Source organism: Micromonospora globbae (assembly GCF_036184225.1).
Lineage (GTDB): Bacteria > Actinomycetota > Actinomycetes > Mycobacteriales > Micromonosporaceae > Micromonospora > Micromonospora globbae.
Genome location: NZ_CP108084.1, coordinates 839,271 through 860,227, shown reverse-complemented (window position 1 = coordinate 860,227; position 20,957 = coordinate 839,271). Strand labels below are relative to the sequence as shown.

The following is a 20,957-nucleotide window of genomic DNA, read 5'->3' as shown; positions in this document are numbered from 1 at the left end:
TGGCTGACGGCGCGCGATTGCTCTGGCCAACGACCCGTCTGAACCATGTGGAATCTGATGCTCAGCCCCATCGACATCTTCGCTCGCAGCCCGGCGGAGCCCGCAAGTTGGGCCACAGGATTCGATCGCTCTGTTCTGACGATCCCAAGGCCACACGGCATCCCTACCTGTAGTCCCTGTGTACCTCGGCGCTGGCTACGCGTAGCCAGCCATCGGACAGGAGACGTCGTGTCAGAGCGAGCTGGAAACGGACTTCCACAGCTGACGGGTTCAGCCTTGGAAGCGGTGGGCCACCGAGGCAGTCACCTCCAGATCATCGCCTCTGCGGGCGCAGGAAAGACCGAGGTTGTGTCTCAGCGAGTCGTGGACCTCTTGGCCGAGGGCGTGGCTCCAGAAGCGATCGTCGCGTTTACCTTCACAGCTCGGGCGGCAGAGGAGCTCAAGAACCGGATCGTCCAGCGAGTCGAAGGACGCCTGGGAAAGGCAGCTCTCGACCGGTTGAACGGTCTGTTCGTCGGCACGATCCACGCCTTCTGCTTCCGCCTCCTGCAACAGCGAGTGCCTCGATACGAGACGTACGACGTGCTTGATGACAACCAGCTCACCGCCTTCCTCTCCCGAGAGGCGAACCGACTCGAGCTGCGTCAGCTCGATCCCGGGAACCGACTCTTCGCGTCGATCGCGGCGTTCCTCAAGGCGGTGGACGTGGTCGAGAACGAGCTGCTCGGCACTGATCCTTTGCCCGACCCGGTCAAGTCTGTCCTCCACAACTACTACGAGACCCTCGACCGTTACCGGCTGCTGACCTACGGCCAGCAGGTCGTTCGCGCCGTGCGGGAACTGGAGCGCCCGGCATTCGCAGCCGACATCCATGCGACCCTGCGCCACCTGATCGTCGATGAGTACCAGGCATCAACCCGGCGCAGGAACGGCTTATCGAGCTGCTAACCGGCCCGCAGGTGGAACTGTGCGTCGTCGGCGACGATCAGCAAGCCATCTACCAGTGGCGAGGCTCCGACGTCTCCAACATCGTAACGTTTCCGCAGCGCTACCCCGACATGGCAACTTTCGAGATCACCGTTAACCGTCGCAGCCGCCCTCAAATCATCGGCGCCGCCAACCGCTTCGCCGAGACAATCCCCGAACGCATTGACAAGCAGATGCTGCCCCACCGACCCTCCGCCAACAGCCCGCAGCCGGAGGTTGTGGTGTGGACGGCCGAGACGGAGACCGAAGAGGCAGGCTGGATCGTCAGCTACATCCTCGACTTGGCCGACGACGGTGTCCCACTGAGAGACATCGCCGTGCTGGTCCGGAGCAGGGCCGCGTACCCGCGCCTGGTGGAGCAGATCGCCACCTTCGGCATCCCGGTGCAACCCGGTGGCCACGCCCCGTCGATAAGGGCTGCACCTGCTCCCCGGTCGGCGTGGTCCGGTCGTTGAAAACACTGTGAAGGTGGGTGTTGGCTGGCCTGGGGCTGGCTGGCAGGGTCAGCGTCATGATCGCGGCTGGGTGTGGCTCATGAAAATGGTGGCCCCACGAGGTGCTCTCAGTGAGATCTGCCCATCCGGTCTCTGGTCGGGCGCCGGCCCTGCCTCTCTCGGTGGCTTGATCAGAAGCTTGCCCGGTCCGTTGCAGCGGATCGTGGCTCATCACAGTCCTGCCTCGAGAGCACATTCCTGGGCCGGCGCCATCACGACGTCTCCCGGGAAGGCAGTCCGCCGCAATGGCCATCGTCGCAGACCAGTACGACTTCGTCATCGGCGTGGACACCCACGCCGCCTCCCACACGCTCGCCCTGATCACCGCTGGCACCGGCGCAGTCGGGCAGCAGGCTCAGTTCCCGACCAGCCCGTCAGGGCTGCGCCGTGGCGTCGACTGGATCCAACGCCACACCCACCAGGCGCCAACGCTGATCGTCATCGACGGCGCCGGTTCCTACGGCGCCACCTTCACCGAGCAGCTTTCTGCAGCCGGCTTGACCGTCGTCGAGGCCCCCGACGTTGCGGCCACTACCCGGCGTCGCCGTGGCAAGAGCGACGTCGTGGACGCCGTCGCGATGGCCCAAGCAGTTCGCAGCCTCGACATAAACGAACTGTGCTGGCCACGGGCCGGCGGCGATCGCACAGCCCTGCGCGTCCTGACAGTGGCTCGCGAACAGATGAGCGGCGAACGCACCCGCGCGGTCAACGCGCTGACCGCGCTGCTGCGCACCGTCGACCTCGGCATCGACGCCCGCCGCGCCCTGACCACCACGACGATCGCCGCCGTCGCGGCCTGGCGCAACCGCAGCGACAACGCTACCCTGGCCGTCTGCCGCGCCGAGGCGATCCGGTTGGCGCGTCGCATCCGTGCCCTTGACGCAGAACTCGCCGCCAACCACACCGCGCTGCACGAAGCTGTCGCCGCGCAAGCGCCACAACTGCTCGCCCTGCCAGGTGTCGGCGCCGTCGTCGCCGCCACCGTTCTGCTGGCCTGGTCTCACCCTGGTCGCGTCCGCTCCGAAGCCGCGTTCGCTGCCCTGGCCGGCGCTTCACCGCTACCGGCCTCATCAGGCAATACCACCCGCTACCGGCTCAACCGCGGCGGCGACCGACGCCTCAACCGAGCGCTCTACACCGTCGCGCTGGTCCGCATGGGCCACGACCCGCGAACCCGCGACTACGTGACCCGCCGCACCCGCGAAGGACGCACCAAACGCGAGATCATGCGCAGCCTCAAGCGCTACATCAGCCGGCAACTCTTCCGGACCCTGAACGGCGTCCACTCAGCCACCAGCACCACTTGACAGCTATAGAAGCATCTCGGTGTTCATGACACCGAGGGGTTCGTTCAGGGCGTCATCGATCATGATGCGCTGGTGACGCCGACGAACCTCGACCCGCCGGCTGCCAACGGAGGACGGCCTGGCTCGAGTTGTATCGGCTCGCGCGAACCTCAGGCGGACAGTTGTGCTGGGATCGGCAGTCCAAGATGTTCTAGCAGGGAGGCCACCTTCCGGTCGAGTTCGACGCCTACAGCGTGGATCGCGTCGACGCCGAAGGAGCCCATCGCGCAACTGGGCTGCTCGATCGTCAACCGCGTACCACCGGAGTCACTGCTGATGGCGGTGCGTAGCGGCGCGTACAACATGACCGTCGGGTCGTGGCGGAACATCCGTTCGGCGATGGTGTGGTTTCCCATCAGGTACTCCACGGACTGCGCCGAGTCGCCCGCCAGGCTCATCATCGGCTGCAGGTCACCGCTGCTCCAGTAGATGAGGAAACCGTTGGGGGCGCGCTCCCGCATCAGGCTCAGTACGTCGGACCAGGGTGCACCGCGAGCCACCAACGCGTTGAACGCCGTTGGGTCGTACGGCGGGACCGCTTCCTCGTACTGCCGCCGGAAGTCCTCGAACGGGCGGTCGACGCTGATGTCGAACCGGCGGGCCTGGTAGGGGCGTTCAGCAACACGGTCCGGTCTCATCGCCTCGTCAGTTCCCCTCTGCCTGCCTCATTGCCACTCGAAGGTAGCACCCAAAATACCTTTTAGGTTTTCGTGAGGATTTCGTCCCTTATTCTACTGCTCCGGGTCCAGGCGGAGAGGGGTGGAACGTGAACGGCGCGGAAGCACTGATGCGCACGTTGGCAGACGGCGGGGTAGAAGTCGTCTTCACCAACCCCGGCACCACCGAGCTGCACCTGGTCGGCGCGCTTGACTCGGTGCCGCAGCTACGCGGGGTACTCGCTCTCTTCGAGGGTGTGGTGACCGGCGCGGCCGACGGTTATGCCCGCATCGCCGGCAAGCCGGCGGCGACGCTGCTGCACCTCGGTCCGGGGTTCGCCTACGGGCTGACGAACCTGCACAACAGCCGGCGAGCGAACTCACCGGTCGTGAACATCGTCGGCGACCACCCGACCTACCACAACGCCGTCGACCCACCCCTGGCCTCCGACATCGCCGCCCTGGGCGGCTGGCTGCGCGGTCCCGTGCGCCGCCCCGAGAACCCCGCCGGCGCAGGGACCGACGCCGCCGCGGCCCTGGCCGGCGCGGTGGAGTCACCCGGGCAGATCGCGACCGTGATCATGCCGGCGGACGTCTCGTGGTCCGACGGCGCAGCGGTAGGCGTCCCCGCCGCCCCACAGCCCGCGCCCGCAGTTGATCCCGACATCATCAACCAGGTCGCGCAGATCATCCGCAGCGGCGATACCGCCGCCCTGGTGATCGGCGGACCCGCCCTGCGCGAGGCTGGTCTCTGCGCGGCGAGCCGAATCGCCGCCGCCACAGGCGTCCGCGTCCTGCAGGAGCTCTACTCCAACCGGGTCGAACACGGAGCAGGCCTACCCACGTTCCCCCGGCTGGGCTTCTACCCCGACCAGGCCCTCGAACAACTGGCCGGGGTACACCACGTCATCACCGCGGGCGCGAAAGCGCCTGTCGCCTTCTTCGCCTACTCCGACAAACCCAGCTGCCTCGTTCCCCCAGACGCTACGACCCATGTGCTCGCCGAGGTGGGCCAAGACGCCGAGGCCGCGCTCACGCAACTAGGCGTGTGTCGAAGTCGGTGCCAAGGTTTGCGCTGGCTTGAAGGTCTGGGCGTGTCGGAGATCGAAAATGGGTGAGGTCTCCGGTAGATGGTTCAGCGACCAAGCAGAACCTGAAAACCGGAGACCTCGTGGACACCCTAGCGGTGACGAGGCGGTTCGACCTGACCGACGTGCAGTGGGCGGTGCTGGAGCCGTTGCTGCCGGCGCCGAAACGGCCAGGTCGACCGTCGTCATGGACCAGGCGGCAGTTGATCGACGGGATCCGGTGGCGGATCCGGGTGGGTGCCCCGTGGCGGGATGTGCCACCGCAGTACGGGTCTTGGTCGGCGGTGTATGCCCTGTTCCGGCGGTGGCAGCGCGACGGGACCTGGAAGCAGGTGCTCACCGCGTTGCAGGCTCTCGCCGATGCGGAGGGCAGGATCACCTGGGACGTGTCAGTGGACTCGACCAGCGCCCGCGCTCACCAGCACGCGGCCGGGGCGAGGAAAAGGGGGATCTGCAGGCCGAACCACCCGGCGGAGTCAGCGTCGAGCCCGCCGATCATGCGCTCGGCCGTTCCCGCGGTGGGTTGACCACCAAGCTTCACCTGGGCTGCGAGCAAGGGCAGAAGCCCCTCGCGATGGTGCTGACCGCTGGGCAGCGCGGTGACAGCCCGCAGTTCATCCCGGTCCTGACCGCCATCCGTGTCCCCCGCTTGGTCACCGGCCGACCGAGGACCCGACCGAACCGGGTCCTGGCCGACAAGGCGTACACCTCGAAAGCCAACCGGGCCTACCTGCGCCGGCGAGGGATCGCCGCGACGATCCCGAGCAAGGCCGACCAAGACGCGAACCGGCGGGCCAAGGGATCCAAGGGCGGCCGACCGCCAGCCTTCGACCCGCACCTCTACCAGCAGCGTCACGCCGTCGAGTGCGGGATCAACCGGCTCAAGCGCAACCGAGCGGTGGCCACCCGATTCGACAAGCTGGCCGTCCGGTACGAGGCCACCATCCACCTCGCCGCAATCAACGAGTGGCTGTGACCGACTTCGACACAGGCCCTAGCGACGTCGTGCAGATCGGCCTTGATGTAGGTGATGGTCGAGGATCCAGGACTGTCGGTGTGTCCGGCGTAGGCGCGGGCGATGCCGTAGCCAAAGTGCCGTTCCACCCAGGTCAGCGTGGTATGGCGCAGCCAGTGGGCCGAGATGCCGTGCACGGCCACCCAGGGCAGGCGCTCACCCAAGCGTTTCCACAGGTGGTCGTAGCGGCGGCTGGTGATTGGCTGCCCGTTGCGCGCGCGCAGAAGCGGATCGGTCGGCAGGACCGCGCCGCGAGCATCGGCGTGCTCCCCCAGGTGTCCGGCGAGTTCGAGGGTGATGGGCTGCCAGCGGACAGTGGATCCTTTCTCGGTGAGGCGGACGAGTCCGTTGGTCCTGTCGAGATCGACCAGCCGTAGGGCCAGGGCGCCACCACGGCGGCACGCGGTCTCGGTGTGCAGTCGCAGGATCAGCGCGTCGAGGATGACGTCGTTCCCGCTGGTGCGCGCCATCGCGTTGATCTCCTCCAACTCATATTCGGTCAACGCGCGGCGGGTGCCGGGTAAGCGTCGGGGTTTCGCGACAAGGTGCGCCGGGCTGGCGGCGGCGTCGATCAGCCCGTCGGCGATGGCACGTCGGTAGAACGCGCGGGCTGCGGCGATGACATGCTCACCGGCGTGCTGGCCGTTGCGGCTGTTGCGCCGCGACACGGCGCTGGCGATCATCGCCTGTTTCAGTACCTCGACGTCGCTGGCGGCGATGGTGTCCAAGGGCCGCTCGGGCCACGCGGCGGCCATCCGGTCCCAGTAGGTGCCGTAGGTGCGGCGTGCTCCAGGCCCGGCAGCGGCGACTACACGGGGCAGGTACTCGACGACCGTCGGCAGAACGGCAGGCGTCGCGGGGTGAGCCTGCAAATCGGTCACCGTGACGCCCAGGTGAGCCAGAACTTGGTGAGCGGCAGCGACGGCTGCGCGGTCAGCGTTCATCGCCGCCTCCCGTCAGGTGAGAGTGCAGGTCGACGAGCAGGCGTACGACGGTGCCGACGGGATGCACGACGAGCAGGTCGTGCGTGACAATCGCCACGAGCAGCACAGGTTGACCGGATGCGATGCGACACATGTGCCGGGCATTCGCCGGCAACGGTAAATCACCTCGGCTGCCGACCTGGTGGCGGCCGTCGCTGGCCGAGCGGATGACGAGCATGTCGTGGCGCGGCTGAATGTCGATGCGGTGGCGCGGGGGCCAGTCCAGTGCACGCAGAAGGTGCTGCGCGCTCACCCGGCCACAGTGCGCCGGAAGCGCCATCCACGGCAACAGAGCGGCGCCGATGATCGCCGGAGGGAGCATCTGGGCAGGTAGAGCTGGCATCGGCATCGGGCTTGAACCCGCATGCGCGGGCAGGGCAGCAGGTATGAGTAGACCAACGAGCTGTTCTTTCGGCCGGATAGGTCGTGTCATAACCGAACGATCACAGTGAGACAGTGCTCAACGAGACACAGCGTGTCCGGGACCTCCTGCCGCCCTTCGCGCCCCTCCCATCGAGATGCCAACCAATCGCCTTCTTCTAAATGCTGAAATGATTCCAGCATAAAACGGAAAGCATTGTAGGATTGGCGCATGCTGTATCGGGCCCCGGCACTCACCGACGACGACAAGCGCGTGCTCGGCGAACTGGACACCATGCGGGACAACCTGCGGTATCAGATCGCCGAGCCGCACCGCTGGACAGGGCAACTCCGACGCACTCTGATCGCTCACGCTATCCAGGGCTCGAATTCGATCGAGGGCTACCAGGTGTCCCTGGACGACGCGGCCGCAGCCGTCGCCGGCGACGAACCGGTGGAGACGAACCCGCAGACCTGGGAAGTCATCACCGGCTACCGGGACGCACTGACCTACGTGCAACAACTCGCCCGCTCACGCGAGTTCACCTGGCAGCACATGCTGCTCAACGCGCTGCACTTCATGATGCTTCGGCATGACCTCACCAAGTGGCCGGGCCGATTCCGTCCAGGCGACATCCACATCGACGAGGCGCACACCGGCCGACGGGTCTACACCGGGCCAGACGCCGACGACGTTCCGTCGCTGATCTCCGAGCTGATCGACTGGCTGGCCGACGGCGAACCGGAGACCCCACTGCTCGTACGGGCCTCGATGGCTCACCTGAACCTGGTCAAGATCCATCCCTGGCGCGACGGAAACGGCCGAATGTCCCGCTGCCTGCACACCCTCGTGCTCGCCCGGGACGGTGTCCTCGCCCCGGAGTTCTCCTCGATCGAGGAGTGGCTCGGCGTCGGCCGGAACACCTACGCCTACTACGACGCACTCGGTGAGGTCGGGGGCCCAACCTGGCAGCCCGAGAACGACACCAGCAAGTGGATCCGATTCTGCCTGAGCGCCCACCACCAACAAGCCCAACTGGTCCGACAGCGCCTCGATCAGGCCGCGCATCTCTGGGAACTGCTCGACACCTGGGTCCGACGCGCAGGGCTACCCGAGCGGGTCGTCAGCGCCCTGTACCTCGCCGCGACCGGCGGCCGAGTACGCCGGACCCTCTATCAGCGCGACGAGAACCTCACTGACGACCAAGCAACCCGCGACCTTCGCGCCCTCGTCCGGGCGGGCATGCTCGAACAGCACGGCGAGACCCGAGGCAGGTTCTACCTCACCTCGCCGACGCTCCGCGACCTCGCCGCACCCGCGCTACGCCCCAAGGAGATCATCGACCCGTACCGACGCTGAGGCGCAGACCCGGCATGCCCACCACCGTGAATCTGCGACGTCAGGGCGCAGAAGAGACGCCATTCCCTGTCACCGAATTGGACAGATGCGGCCAATCATAGCCAGGCGGCCGCTTCCAAGATTTACAACATTTGGGTCTGAATAAGCCCAAACAGGACACCTATTCTGTCCTATTTATCGTGAATTTCCACGAAATTTGGTGTCCGAGGGGGGACTTGAACCCCCACGCCCTATACGGGCACTAGCACCTCAAGCTAGCGCGTCTGCCATTCCGCCACCCGGACTTGCCTGTCCAGCCTACCGCGCCAGCCCAGGTGTTCTCGACACCCGAGGACCGGCCCGGCGGGCCGCACGGGGAGTTACTGTACACGGCCCGGATGGATCATGCACATCGCCGTCCCCCGGGGTCGCTGGAGGCGATCTTCACCCTGGTCAGGCGCCTCCCAGCGGCAGCCGCGGCGGGTCCGGGTAGCGTCCGGGGGCGATCTACCGGCAGCATGACCATGTGTCCCATCCCTCCCCACTGGCCGCCGTTCAGCACGCGGCGCTCTCCCTGCGTACCGCGGGTGATCTGACCGCCGCCCGTCAGCTGCTGACCGAGGCCGTCGAATCCGTCCACCCGCCGTACGGGAGAGATCACCCGGAGGTGCTCAACACCGCGCACCTGCTGGCTCGGCTGCACCGGGAGGCCGACGACCCACTCGCCGCCCGGCGGGTGCTCGAGGAGGCGTACGCCGCCGCGGAGCGGAGCTGGGATCCCAGCGACCCGCTGATGCTGGCCCTCAGCTACGAGCTCGCGGGGGTCGCCGAGGAGCTGGGCAACCGGCACGAGGCCCGCCGCAACTACAGCCGCATCGCCACCGCCGGGCCCGCCGTGCTCGGCGAGGACCACCCGGCGGTACGCGCCGCGCGCCGCTACCTGGGCCAGCCGGCCGACTCCACGCCGCCCGCCCCGCACGCCGCCGCACCGGCGGACGCCGGCACGATGGCCGCCCTGGCCGGGCCGACGATGGCGTTCTCGGCGCTGCCGCCGGCCCGACCCGCCCCGGCGTCCGCCGGCGGACAGCCGCCCGTCGCGCACCCGCCCGGGGCCGTGCCGCCCCCGCCACCGGCCCCCGCCGCGTCCGGCGCTCCCGTGCCGCCTCCGCCCGCGTCGCCCTGGGCTCCGCAGCCGACCGCGGCTCCCGCCACGCCGCCGTCGGGTAGCGTCCCGGCGCCGCCGCCAGCTCCCCCGGTCGCCCCGACTCCCCCGGGCACGCCGGCCGCGAACCCCGTGCCACCGCCCCCGTCGCCCTGGGCGCCACGGCCGGGCGGCTCCCCCGCCGCTCCGGCGGCACGACCCGGTTCCGCCGCCCCGGTGCCGCCACCGCCGCAGTCGCCCTGGGCACCACCCACCGCGCCGGCAGGGTCACCGCCGCGGGTTTCACCTCCTCCCCCGGGCGCGCCCGCGATGTCGCAGGTCGCGCCACCCCTACCGCCGGCGCCGCCCGCGCCTCCGCACCAGGGCCCGGCCGCCCCGCAGGCCACCCCGGCCGTCCAGCCCGCGGCCCCGGGGGTACGTGTCGCGCCGCCACCGCCGGCTCCCGCGGCACCGGTCTCCGGCCCGACGGCACCCGTGCCGCCGCCGGTACCTCCCGCCGTGGCGCCGCCGCCTCCGGCCTCCGGGCCACCGGCGCGCTCCGTACCCCCGCCGCCGGCGCCATCCGGCCCGCCACTGGCGGCTCCACCGGCTTCGGCCTCCGGACCGCCGGTCCCGCCCGTGCCGACGCCACCGGCCGGTAACCTGCCGCCGCCGGCGGCGCCCGCCCCGGGCATGGTTCCGCAGCAGGCACCCACCCGGGCGCCGGGAGGCGACGATCGTCCGCCGTCCACGCCGCCGGAGATGGCGACGCAGCCGACTCCGGTCAGCCCGGCCACCCCACCGGTCAGCCCCGCCACCCCACCGGCCGCGCCGGGGTGGGACCGGCCGACGATCCAGGTTCGGCAGATCGAGCCGCTGCTGGCGGACGAGATCGCACGCGCCCGGACCGGCCAGCGCCAACGGGACCAGGAGCCCGGGCCGGGCGGTCCCGGCATGCCCGGACCCGCCGCGGGCCCGGCTCCGCAGGTCGGCGCGCCCTCGCAGGTCGGCCCGGCGCCGGGATCGGCTCCGGCCACCGCGCCCACGGCCGACCACGCCGCCGGCGGCATCCTCCGGCGCCCTGCGGAGGCGGCTCCGCCGGTCCAGCCCGTGAGCCCACCAGCCGCGCCGAGCGGCCCAGCCTCGTCGATGCCGGCACCACCGCCCGGGCACGCGAGCGCACCGCCCCCGCCGAACGCCCCGACGTCGGCATCCCCCGGGCACCCGAGCCCACCGACCGCGCAGACCGCCGCGATGCCGACGCCTCCTGGACACGTGAGCGCACCACCCCCGCCGAACGCCCCGATGCCCGCACCCTCCGGGCACCCGAGCCCACCGGCACCGGGTGTCCCGGCGTCGGCACCGGCCCGGCCGGCACCGCAGCACGGGCACGTGAGTCCGCCGCCCGCGCCGAACGCCCCGGCGTCCGCCCAGCCGGCACCGCACCAGCAGGCACCGCACCAGCAGGCAGCCGGCCTCCGTCCGGCCGGCGCCTCCGGCCACCCGCAGCCGGTGCCGCCGCCGATCCCCCCGCAGGTGCCGCCGCCGGTCGCCGCACCACCGGTCAGTGGACACCCGGTCGGCGGACCACAGGGCTACGCGCCGCCGGTGAGCGCACCACCGGGCTACGCGCCGCCGGTCAGCGCACCGCCGGTCAGCGCACCGCCCGTCAGCGCACCACCCGGCTACGCGCCGCCGGTCAGCGCGCCACCCACGAGCGCGCCGCCCGGACTCACACCGCCGGTCAGCGGACCGCCCGGCTACACGTCACCCGTCAGCGCGCCGCCCGGGTTCATGCCGCCGGTCAGCGGCGCGCCGGTGAGCGCCCCGCCGGTGCCACCGTGGGGTCTGACGGCACCACCGTGGAGCACCACGGCGCCACCCCAGCCCCTGCCCACCACCGGGGAGTCCGACCCTGAATCCGCGGGGCCGGCGGACATGGCCGAACCGCCGGCCCCGGGAACGACGCCACATCCCGAGGACAGCCCGGAGCACGGGGATCCCGCCACGCGGGCGCCGGACGGACCGGCGTACCCGGGGCCGGCCGACCCCGCCGACCGGGCCGACCACCGGCCGGAGGCGCCGGGCGCCGTGCCGGGCGCGGCCGACCCGCAGCCCGGGTACGGTCCGACGGCGCAGCCGGCAGCGTCGCAGGCACCGACCGGTACGGGAGGCGTGGCGTACGAGGCGACCCCTGTCCCGGGTCACCCGGCGTACCAGGTGTCGGTGCCGCCCGCGTACCCCGTCGACGAGCCGGAGCCGCGCGGCCGCGGGCGGGGCGCGGTGGCCGTCGCGGTGACCGCCGCCATCGTCGCGGTCGCCGCGGCGGCCGGGGTGGGCGCGCTGGTGCTGGGACGGGACGCCGAACCGCCGCAGGGCGCGCCGTCACCGACGCCGGCGGCCCCCACCGCGAGCGGGCCGCCCCCCGGTGACCTGCGGCTGCGCGACGACCTGACCACGATCACGCTGACGTGGACGGACCCGTCCGGCGGGGTGGTGCCGTTCATGGTGGCCGGTGGCCGGGCTGGGCAGTCCCTGGGCGTGATGGCCAGTGTGGACCCGGGCAGCACCAGTTACACGGTCAACGGGTTGAACTCCCGGGTGGACTACTGCTTCACCGTGCTCGCCGTCTGGTCGACGGACACGTTCGCCACGTCGGGGCAGGTGTGCACGGAACGCGAGGGGCGTACGCCGTCGAGCTGACCTGGGACGATCCACCCGCACGCTGAGTGTCCACAGGGAGACGGTGCGGGTTCCCGCCGTCGTGACCGGGCCCATATGATGGCACCCGGCTCAGGGGAGGGGTCGCCGGCAGGGGGCGCCACCTGGCACGACGACACGGGAGGCAGCCGGTAGTGGCCACCATCGACGACGCCGTGGACACCGGGTCCGGTCCCGTCCGCCGCCGGTCCCGGCTGCGGGGTGGGATCGTCACCATCGCCACCGTGGCCGCGTTGCTCGCCGCGATGGGGTTGACCGTCCTGGGGCTCGGCGCCGCCGACAACGCGGTCGCGAACTACGACGCGAGTTCCTGGCTGTGGAGCGCGGCGCGCAGCGAGCTGGCCCGGGTCAACGGGGTCACGGCGCGGGTCGACACGCGCACCGAGGTGCCCGCGGCCCGCCGGCACCCGATGCAGGTCACCCAGACCGACCGGCTGCTGCTCCTGCGCGACCTGAACACCGGGCAGGTCAGCTCACTGGACCTGGCCACCCTCCAGATCACGGCCACCACCCGGACGACGCCCGGGCTGGGGGTCAACGTCGCGCTGCACGAGGACGCGGCCTTCGTCGTGGACGCCGTGCAGGGCGTCGTCCGGCAGCTCGACCCGCGGTCGCTCGCACCGGTGGGCGAGCCCATCCGCTACCCCCCGGGCATCACGGGCGGCTCGTTCGACGGTGAGGGTCGCCTGTGGATCGCGGTGCCCAGCGAGGGCACCGTCTCGGCGATCACCGCCGCGCCGCTGCCGGAGACGCCGGCGTCGGCACCCGCCGGGGGCGGGCTCAGCCCGAAGCAGGTCGAGACGTACGACGTGGCCGAACCCGCCCACGAGCTGGTCGTCTCCACCCTGGACGACGGCGTCGCGGTGCTCGACCGCACCGCCGCCGCCCTGGTCACGGTGCAGCGGGGCACGGTGACGCCGACGAAGCTCGCCATGGCCGCGCGGGGCGCGCTGCCGACGCGGACGACCGGGCCGAGGGTGCCGGTGACCGTGCCCGGCGAGCGGCGGGTGCACGTGGTCGGCGCGAAGGGCGGTGACGTCAGCACGTTCACCGTGCCGGGCAGCGGCGACCAGCTCAGCCCGGCGGTCGCCTGGGCGGACCGGTTCTACTGCGCCGACGAGGCGACCGGCACGATCTACGCGTTCGACGCCACGGGTCAGCTGGTCGACACCATCCGCGGCCGGGCGACCGGCCCGCTGGAGCTGGAGGTGCGGGAGAACCACCTGTTCATCAACGCTCCCGACACGTCGACCGCCCGCGTGGTCGACGACAAGCACCAGGTCCGCGAGGTCGACAAGTACGCCAACGACGTCCTCGGCGGCGACCCGCCGCCCGCTCCCCCGCCGCCGCCCCCGCCGAAGAAGCCGAAGGTGGGCAAGCCGGGCGCGCCGCGCGGTGTCACCGCGGCGGCGGGCGACGCGCTGGCCCGGGTGAGCTGGCGCCCGGCGCCGGCCAACGGCGCGGAGATCATCCGGTACGTGGTGGAGGGCGCCGGCCAGCGGCACGAGGTGGGCGCCAACCAGCGGTCCGTGGAGATCAAGGGCCTGACCAACGGCGAGACGTACCGGTTCGAGGTGCACGCGGTCAACGCCAAGGGCGCGGGCCCGTCCCGGACCAGCAACCCGGTCACGCCGACGGCCGCGGTCCCGGACCCGCCGGCGAGCGTGACCGCCGAGGAGCGGCCGGACGGCACCGTCCTGGTCCGCTGGCCGGAGGCGAACGGGCAGGGCAACACGATCGCGAGGTACGCGGTCACGGCGTCCTCCGCGGGCGCCAACGCCCCGGTCGGCGAGTCGACGAAGACGGAGCTGGTGGTGCCGGCGGGCGAGTTGGAGTACGGCACGCAGTACGCGTTCACCGTGGTCTCGGTCAACGACAAGGGCGCGGCCTCGGCGGCGTCGCCGGTCAGCAACACCGTGGTGCCGTACGCGGCGCCGGGGCGTCCGGCGGACCTGCGGGCGAGCACGGTGCCCGACCAGCCCGGCACCGTCTCGGTGCAGTGGGCGCCGGCCGAGCCCAACGGCCGTCCCGTGACGAGGTACGTGGTGGACGTGGCCGGGCGCACCAGCGAGGTGACCGACACCCGGGCGACGGTGAGCGGGCTGGGCAACGGCCAGAACGTCACCGTGAAGGTGAAGGCGGTCAACGAGGCCGGGCCGGGTGCCGAGGCGACCGCCACCGCGCGCACGGTCGCCGAGCCGCGGGTCACGGTGACCGGCTCGTCGGCGACGGCCACCTCGGCGACGGTGTCGTTCACCGTGGACGCCGGCGGCGGCAAGGCGACCTGCACGCTGAGCACGCCGGGTGAGCCGGCGAAGTCGGGCGGCTGCTCCAGCATCACGATGAGCGGCCTGACGCCCGGCACGACGTACACGTTCACCGTGACGGCCAGCAACGCGGCCGGCTCGGGCACGGCCACCCGCGCGCAGAGCACCGACGCGATGTACGGGATCGCCACCTGCAACAACGGCCCCGACGGCGACCAACGCACCTACTGCGACAAGGACCGGGACGGCCGCAACGGCAACGAGATCTTCAAGGTCACCCGGCAGGACAACGACCAGCAGGTCGGGTGGGCGGAGCCGGGCACCCGGCTGAAGGCGTACTGCAAGAAGCGGGGCGACAACGTCGACGCGTGGATCTACAACAACCAGAAGCAGAGCACCTGGTGGGTGCAGGTCGAGTACGAGGGGAAGAACTACATCCCCTGGGCCTGGCTCAACCTGGAGGGCGGCGACGACATCAACGTCCTGCCCACCTGCTGACCCGCCCAGGCAAGGAGCACCACGCACGTGAACACCCGTGAGCCGCTCACCCAGCCGGAGGTGCAGGGCTTCGCCGCCCTCGCCGCCCGGCTCGCCGAGAACGTCAACGCGGTCGTGCTGGGCAAACCGCAGGTGGTCCGGCTGGCGCTCACCGCCCTGTTCGCCCAGGGGCACGTGCTGCTGGAGGACGTGCCGGGGGTGGGTAAGACCACGCTGGCCCGGGCGATCGCCGCCACGGTGAAGGGCCAGTGGCGGCGGATCCAGTTCACGCCGGACCTGCTCCCCTCGGACGTGTCCGGGGTGACCATCTTCAACCAGGCCACGCGCGGCTTCGAGTTCCACCCGGGCCCGGTGTTCGCCAACATCGTCATCGCCGACGAGATCAACCGGGCGTCACCGAAGACGCAGTCGGCGCTGCTGGAGGTGATGGAGGAGCGCACGGTCACCGTGGACGGTGTGCGGCACCCGGTGCCGCAGCCGTTCCTCGTGGTGGCCACCCAGAACCCGGTGGAGATGGACGGCACCTACCGGCTGCCGGAGGCGCAGCTCGACCGGTTCCTGGTGAAGCTCTCCGTCGGCTACCCGGACGAGGCGGTCGAGGTGGAGGTGCTGCGCGGGGCGACCGTCCGCTCGCCGGAGGCGCTGTCGGCGGTGACCGACACGGCCACCGTCGGGGAGATGGTCCGCATGGCCCGCCGGGTCCACATCGCCGAGCCGCTCTACGCCTACGCGGTGCGGCTCGCCGCGGCCACCCGCAACCACCCGCAGGTCCGGGTCGGTGTGAGCCCGCGTGGCGTGATCGCGCTGACCCGCGCGGCGTGCGCGTACGCGCTGATCGACGGCCGGGGCTGGATCATGCCGGAGGATCTGAAGGCCCTCGCCGAGCCGGTGTTCGCCCACCGGCTGCTGCTCACCCCGGACGCCCAGGTGCGGGGCGTGACCGCGGCCGAGGTGCTGCGGGAAGCGGTCGCCTCGGTGCCGGTGCCGCTCCCCTCGGGCCAGCCGGCCCCGGTGCAGGGGTGACCGGCCGCACCGGAATGGGGATCACCGCCCGGGGCGTCGGGCTGCTCGTCGCCGCCGTCGTGCTGGTCGGCACCGGCGTCCGCTTCGCGTACCCGGAGCTGACGCTGCTGGGCGTGGCGGCCGGCACGGCGGTCGGCTACGCCGCCCTGGTCGCGGCGTGGCGGCCCCGCCTCACGGTCACCCGCCTCGCCGACCCGGACCGGGTGGCGCGCGGGGAGCCGGCCAGCATGACGCTGACCGTCCGCAACACCGGGCGGCTGCGGGCGGCGAACCTGCTCGCCGAGGACCGCTGCGGCGATCAGGCCGTGCCCGTGCCGCTGCTGCGGCTGCGACCGGGCCGGGACACCACCGTCCGGTACGACGTGCCGACCGTCCGCCGCGGCGTGGTGCGGGTCGGTCCGCTGCGGGTGACCCGCCGCGACCCGCTGGGGCTGGTGGCGTTGGCCCGCGCGTACGGGCCGACGGTGCCGGTCTGGGTGCACCCGCGCGTGCATCCGCTCGCCGCGGTGCCGACCGGGGCCGGGCGCAGCCTCGACGGCCGGGTCGACGCCGTGCCGCACGGGTCGATCACGTTCGACTCGTTGCGGGAGTACGTCGTGGGCGACGAGCTGCGCCGGGTGCACTGGCGCACCAGCGCCCGCGTGGGCGAACTCATGGTGCGGGAGAACGTGGACACCAGCCTGCCCCGGATCGTGGTGCTGCTGGACAACCGGGCCGCCGCCCACCCCGACGGCAGCGGCGGGACGGCCCCGTCGTTCGAGGCCGCGTGCGAGGCCGCCGCCTCCGTCGTGACCGCGGCCCACCGGGCGGACCTGCCCGTCACCCTCCTGCTCGTGGCACCCTCGGCCGGGGCGACCGACCGGCCGCCGCCCGAGGTCGCCGGTCCCGAGGTCGACGAGGAAGTTCGCGCGGGCCGGCTCGCCCGCCGGTGGTCGGGGTGGCGTGCCGGCCGCCGCCGGGACACGGGCGGCGCGTCCGCCGGTGACTCCCCCGCCGGGCCGCTGGACCGGCTCGCGGAGGCCCACCTCGTCGCGGCCCGCTCGGCCGCCGACCCGGGCGACCCGCTGCGCGCGACCGCGACCCGGCTGCGCCGGGACCGGTTCGGCGACACGCTGGTCTTCCTCACCGGTCCGGGCGGCCGGGGCGACCTCGGGCACGTCGGGGCGCTGCGCGGCACGTACCCCTCGGTGGTGGTCGCGGTGTTCGGCGCGGCCGAGCCGACGCCGCCCGGCGCGGCCGGCCTGGTGGTCATCGACGCGGCCGACGGGGCCGGGTTCGCCGCCGAGTGGGACGGGGTCAGGCGGTGGTGACCGTGCGCGAGGGACGACCGCCGGCCGAGCCGGACAGCGCGGCGGCCGGGCGCGGGCGTGTCGCCGGCGTGCTGCGGGCGGCGGCCGTGCCGCTGGCGCTGGTGGTGATGACGGCGCTGGCCGGGGTGGTGCTCGGTAGGGTGTACGCCGGTCCGCTGCTGCCCCGGCTCGTGGCGGGCGCCGCGGTCGGCTCGGTGCTGGTGAGCCTGGCCGCCCGGCGGCTGCCGTCCTGGCTGGTCGCCCCGGTCTCGGTGCTGGCGCTGGCGGGTTGGACGGCGTGGTCGCTGCGGCTGGCCGCCGCGCACGCCGACGTGCCGGGCACGCTGGCCGGGGTGGCCGCGGACGCCGCGCGCAACGGCATCCCCCGGCTGCTCACGGCGATGATCCCGGTGGAGCCCGCCCCGGACACCGTGCTGGTTCCGGTGGTCGCCGCCTGGCTGGCCGGGTTGACGGCCGCCGAGGTGGCGCTGCGGGCCGGCCGGGTGCTGGCCGGCTACCTGCCACCGGTGCTGCTGTACGCGGGCGCGCTCTACGTGGTGGGCCCGAACGCGGAGCCGGCGCTCTGGCCCACGGTGGTCTTCGTGGCCGTCGCGGTCGCCGGGCTGGCGGCGACCGCCCGCCCCGCCCGGGATCCGGCCGACCCGGTCGCCGGGCTCGCGCCGGGCGTGCGCGCGGCCGTCCGGGTGCGGCTGGCCGCCGGCGCGGCGTTCGGGATGGCCGTCGTGGTCGGCCTGGTTGCCGTCGTCGGGCCGGCCGTCGTGGCACGGGTGGACGGCCGGCCCGTCGACCCGCGCCGGTACGTCGAGCCGCCGCAGGTGGAGACGCTGGACGAGAACCCGCTGATCCGGATCTCGGGATGGGCCCTGCACCCCGAGCAGAAGCTGCTGGAGGTGCGCACCGACCGGCCCGGCGCCGGCCCGTCAACGGGCGACGTACCGGCGCGGGGACCCGTCGACGGCGACGGACCGGTCGACGGCGACGGCGCGGCGACCGGCGGCCCACCGGCCCGCGAACCGCTGCGGATCCGGCTGGCGGTGCTCAGCGACTACGACGGGGTCACCTGGCGGGTCGGCGCCACGTACCGCAACGCGGGGCGGATCCTGCCGGCCGCCGTCCCGTCGCCGGGCAGCAGCGTCGAGACCGTGCGCCAGGAGATCACCGTCGCCGAGCTGACCGGGCGGCTGCTGCCCGCCGTGGCCACGCCGCGCGAGGTCAGCGGCGCCCGGGTGGCGTACGACCGGGAGACCGGGACGCTGATCCGGCCCGAGGGGTTGGCGCCGGGGCTGCGGTACACGGTCGTCTCGGAGCGGGAGCACGTCGACTCGAACCTGCTCACCACGGCGAACGTGCCGGCCGGGGACTCGGTGGCCCGCGTGCTGCGGGTGGCCGACGGTGCGCCCGAGCCCCTGCAGCGGCTGGCCGCCCAGCTGGCCGAGGAGAACGGCGCCCCGTACGCCCGGGCCGCGGCCATCGAACAGTTCCTCGCCGAGCACTACCGGCTGGTGGCGGACGCGCCGAGCGGGCACGCGTACCCGAACCTGGCGTTCTTCCTCTTCGGTCCCCGCAACGGCGGCGGGCAGCGCGGCACGTCGGAGCAGTTCGCCGCCGCGTTCGCCGTCCTCGGCCGGCTGACCGGCCTGCCGACCCGCGTGGTGGTCGGCTTCGAGTCCACGGGGGACGGTCCGGTGACCGCCGGGGACGCGTTCGCCTGGCCGGAGGTGCTCTTCGACGGGCTGGGTTGGGTGCCCTTCCACCCGCTGCCCCGGCCCGACCAGGAGCCGCGGCCGGTGGAGGAGGACTTCCGCCCGGCGCCGGACGACCCGCCGCCGTCGGAGGCGCCCGAGCCCACCCTCGAACCGACCGCGTCGCCCGAGCCGGAGGCGGCGGCCGGGCCGGCCGACGCGGGCGGGCTGTCCACCCCGGTGCTGGTGGGCGGCGGCACCGGTGGACTGCTGCTGCTGGTCGGTGCGGTGCTGCTCACCCTGCTGTCGATGCGCCGCGCGCTGACCCGTGCCCGACTCGATCGGGGCGACCCCGCCCAGCGCATCGCCGGCGCCTGGCGGGAGGTCACCGACGCGCTCCGGCTGGCCGGTCATCCCGTCGGCCCCGACCTGGCCGCCACCGAGGTGGCCGCGCGCGCCCGCCGCGCCGTCCTGTCCACCGGCCGCGACGCGGCCACCATCGGCCGGGCCGCCCGCGCCCGCCGCGCCGTGCCGTCCACCGGCCACGACCTGGCCACCACCGACCCGGCCGCCGGCGCCGTCGGGCAGGGCGCACCGGGGACGACCACCGCCGCCGTCCCGGACCCGGGCGACGCACCCAGCCCCGCCGACGCCGGCGCGGGCGTGGAGGAGCTGGCCGACCTGCTCAACCAGGTCGCGTTCGCCCCCGGCACCGCCACCGGAGAGCAGGCCGCGCGGGCCGCCGTCGTCGCCCGGTCCTACGTGGACGCCCTGCGCGCCACCCGCTCCCGGATCCGCCGCCTGCTGTGGCCGGTCCATCCCGGCCCGCTGCGGTGGCGCCGCTGACCGGCGCCGTCAGCCGGGCGGCGGGGCACGAGCACCGCCGTGGCCGCCGTGGCGGCGCCCGCGAGGGCGATCGCCGCGTGGACGGTCGTCGCCTGCGCCAGCCCCCCGAAGAGCGCCGGCCCGAGCCCCTGGAACGTCATGAGCCCGGTCGACAGCAGACCGAACGCCTGCCCGCGGACCCGCCCGGGCACCGCGTCGAGGAACGGGCGCTGCACCCCGAGCGAGTAGGCGAAGCCGACCCCGCTGGTGGCCATGGCCGCGGCACAGGCCAGCAGCGGCGGGTCGAGTGCGAGGAGGACCGGCGGCACGCCAAGCACGAGGATCAGCGGCGCCACGAGGCGCCGGCGTACGGCGGGGCGGACCAGCCGGCCGACGACGAACTGGCCGGCCAGCATGCCCAGCGGCGAGCACGCCAGCAGCGCGCCGAACGCCGCCGGCGGGAACCCGCGCTCCCCCGCGTACGCGACGAGCAGCGCCTCCGCCCCGACCACGAACGCGCACGGCAGCCACTGGACGAGCAGCAGCCGGCGTACCACCGGGTCGGACAGGAGGCCCGCGACGGTCGACCAGCTCTGGCGTACGGCCGAGACGCCGGCGGCCGGCGGCGCCGGCAGGTCCGGGAGGCCCCGGCGCACGAGCAGCGCCGCGCCGAGGTGGCAGGCGGCGCAGACGAACAGCGCGTGCCGGGCGCCGAGCGTGGCGACCGCGACACCGCCGCACGCGAGACCGAGCAGTTGGGCGCCGCCGGCCGCCATGCCGATCAGCGAGCGGCCGAGCACGAACGCGTCGCCGGTCAGCACGTCGGCGACGACCCGGTTGGCCGCGCCGCCGAACACGGGTGTGCCCGCCGCGACGACCGCGACCACCGTGAGGCACAGCCACGCGGGCAGCGGCAGCGCCGCCAGCGCGACGGCGGCCGCGCACTCGGCCAGGTAGCCCGCCACGATCAGCGGCCGGGCCCGCACCCGGTCGGCGAGCGACCCGAGCAGCAGCCCGCCCACCACCTGGGGCAGGAACCCGACGCCGTACGTGAGCGCGGCCAGCCACGCCGACCCGCTGGCGGTGAACACGAGGACCGACAACGCCACGATCCGCAGCATGTCCGCCGCGACCGCGACCACGCGGCTGACGAACACCACCCGGAACGCGGGCACCGCCCACACGTCGCGGTAGGCCGCGGGAGCTTCCACCGTCGCCATGC

Annotated in this window: 12 protein-coding genes, 1 tRNA gene and 4 pseudogenes; 12 read left to right on the top strand and 5 right to left on the bottom strand. The window is 73.1% G+C overall.

The genetic code is table 11. The features are described from left to right. Window positions 1-45 precede the first annotated feature (45 nt). The 3 genes and pseudogenes from OG994_RS03845 to OG994_RS03835 all read left to right on the top strand — a co-directional run. A complete protein-coding gene (locus OG994_RS03845; RefSeq protein ID WP_328852193.1) occupies window positions 46-948 on the top strand; it encodes a UvrD-helicase domain-containing protein in 903 nt (300 codons plus the stop codon). 11 nt (window positions 949-959) lie between these two features. After that, the gene (locus OG994_RS03840) at window positions 960-1,442 is read left to right on the top strand and encodes a 3'-5' exonuclease (protein WP_328852192.1); all 483 of its coding nucleotides are present in this window, start codon (window positions 960-962) and stop codon (window positions 1,440-1,442) included. A gap of 284 nt (window positions 1,443-1,726) precedes the next feature. Further along, a pseudogene (locus OG994_RS03835) lies at window positions 1,727-2,792 on the top strand (IS110 family RNA-guided transposase); the annotation flags it as partial. Window positions 2,793-2,937: 145 nt separating this feature from the next. Here OG994_RS03835 and OG994_RS03830 read toward each other — a convergent pair. After that, window positions 2,938-3,465, bottom strand: coding sequence for a DUF302 domain-containing protein (locus OG994_RS03830; protein ID WP_328852191.1), 528 nt, complete (start codon window positions 3,463-3,465; stop codon window positions 2,938-2,940). A gap of 128 nt (window positions 3,466-3,593) precedes the next feature. On the opposite strand from OG994_RS03830, the gene OG994_RS03825 reads away from it, so the two are divergent. Both OG994_RS03825 and OG994_RS03820 read left to right on the top strand, forming a co-directional pair. After that, window positions 3,594-4,601: an acetolactate synthase large subunit gene (locus OG994_RS03825; RefSeq protein WP_328852190.1), complete on the top strand. Its 1,008-nt coding sequence runs from the start codon at window positions 3,594-3,596 to the stop codon at window positions 4,599-4,601. Between the two features lie 68 nt (window positions 4,602-4,669). Beyond that, window positions 4,670-5,547 (top strand): annotated as a pseudogene (locus OG994_RS03820) (IS5 family transposase). Window positions 5,548-5,600: 53 nt separating this feature from the next. On the opposite strand, the pseudogene OG994_RS03815 reads toward OG994_RS03820, so the two are convergent. Together OG994_RS03815 and OG994_RS03810 are read right to left on the bottom strand one after the other, a co-directional pair. Further along, window positions 5,601-6,269 (bottom strand): annotated as a pseudogene (locus tag OG994_RS03815) (tyrosine-type recombinase/integrase); the annotation flags it as partial. A 250-nt stretch (window positions 6,270-6,519) separates the two neighbouring features. After that, window positions 6,520-6,822 (bottom strand): hypothetical protein, encoded by a 303-nt coding sequence (locus OG994_RS03810; protein ID WP_238688270.1) that lies wholly within the window; start codon window positions 6,820-6,822, stop codon window positions 6,520-6,522. A 339-nt stretch (window positions 6,823-7,161) separates the two neighbouring features. Here OG994_RS03810 and OG994_RS03805 point away from each other — a divergent pair, with 339 nt between their 5' ends. Beyond that, window positions 7,162-8,289, top strand: a complete 1,128-nt coding sequence (locus OG994_RS03805; RefSeq protein WP_328852189.1) for a Fic family protein — start codon at window positions 7,162-7,164, stop codon at window positions 8,287-8,289. A 197-nt stretch (window positions 8,290-8,486) separates the two neighbouring features. Here the strand turns inward: OG994_RS03805 and OG994_RS03800 are convergent. Continuing rightward, window positions 8,487-8,573, bottom strand: a tRNA-Leu gene (locus OG994_RS03800). A gap of 221 nt (window positions 8,574-8,794) precedes the next feature. Between OG994_RS03800 and OG994_RS31515 the strand changes: the two are divergent. The 6 genes and pseudogenes from OG994_RS31515 to OG994_RS03770 all read left to right on the top strand — a co-directional run. Then, window positions 8,795-9,022 (top strand): annotated as a pseudogene (locus tag OG994_RS31515) (tetratricopeptide repeat protein); the annotation flags it as partial. 1,779 nt (window positions 9,023-10,801) lie between these two features. Next, the gene (locus tag OG994_RS03790; protein WP_328853654.1) at window positions 10,802-12,112 is read left to right on the top strand and encodes a fibronectin type III domain-containing protein; all 1,311 of its coding nucleotides are present in this window, start codon (window positions 10,802-10,804) and stop codon (window positions 12,110-12,112) included. A 152-nt stretch (window positions 12,113-12,264) separates the two neighbouring features. Continuing rightward, window positions 12,265-14,895: a fibronectin type III domain-containing protein gene (locus OG994_RS03785; protein ID WP_407942561.1), complete on the top strand. Its 2,631-nt coding sequence runs from the start codon at window positions 12,265-12,267 to the stop codon at window positions 14,893-14,895. A 27-nt stretch (window positions 14,896-14,922) separates the two neighbouring features. Continuing rightward, window positions 14,923-15,918, top strand: coding sequence for an AAA family ATPase (locus OG994_RS03780; protein WP_120326580.1), 996 nt, complete (start codon window positions 14,923-14,925; stop codon window positions 15,916-15,918). Between the two features lie 14 nt (window positions 15,919-15,932). After that, the gene (locus OG994_RS03775; RefSeq protein ID WP_328853652.1) at window positions 15,933-17,228 is read left to right on the top strand and encodes a DUF58 domain-containing protein; all 1,296 of its coding nucleotides are present in this window, start codon (window positions 15,933-15,935) and stop codon (window positions 17,226-17,228) included. Beyond that, window positions 17,204-19,756 (top strand): transglutaminaseTgpA domain-containing protein, encoded by a 2,553-nt coding sequence (locus OG994_RS03770; protein WP_328852188.1) that lies wholly within the window; start codon window positions 17,204-17,206, stop codon window positions 19,754-19,756. Before OG994_RS03775 ends, OG994_RS03770 begins: the two co-directional genes overlap by 25 nt. Here OG994_RS03770 and OG994_RS03765 read toward each other — a convergent pair. Beyond that, a complete protein-coding gene (locus tag OG994_RS03765) occupies window positions 19,669-20,955 on the bottom strand; it encodes an MFS transporter (protein WP_328852187.1) in 1,287 nt (428 codons plus the stop codon). The two genes, OG994_RS03770 and OG994_RS03765, sit on opposite strands and share 88 nt — an antisense overlap. Window positions 20,956-20,957 lie beyond the last annotated feature (2 nt).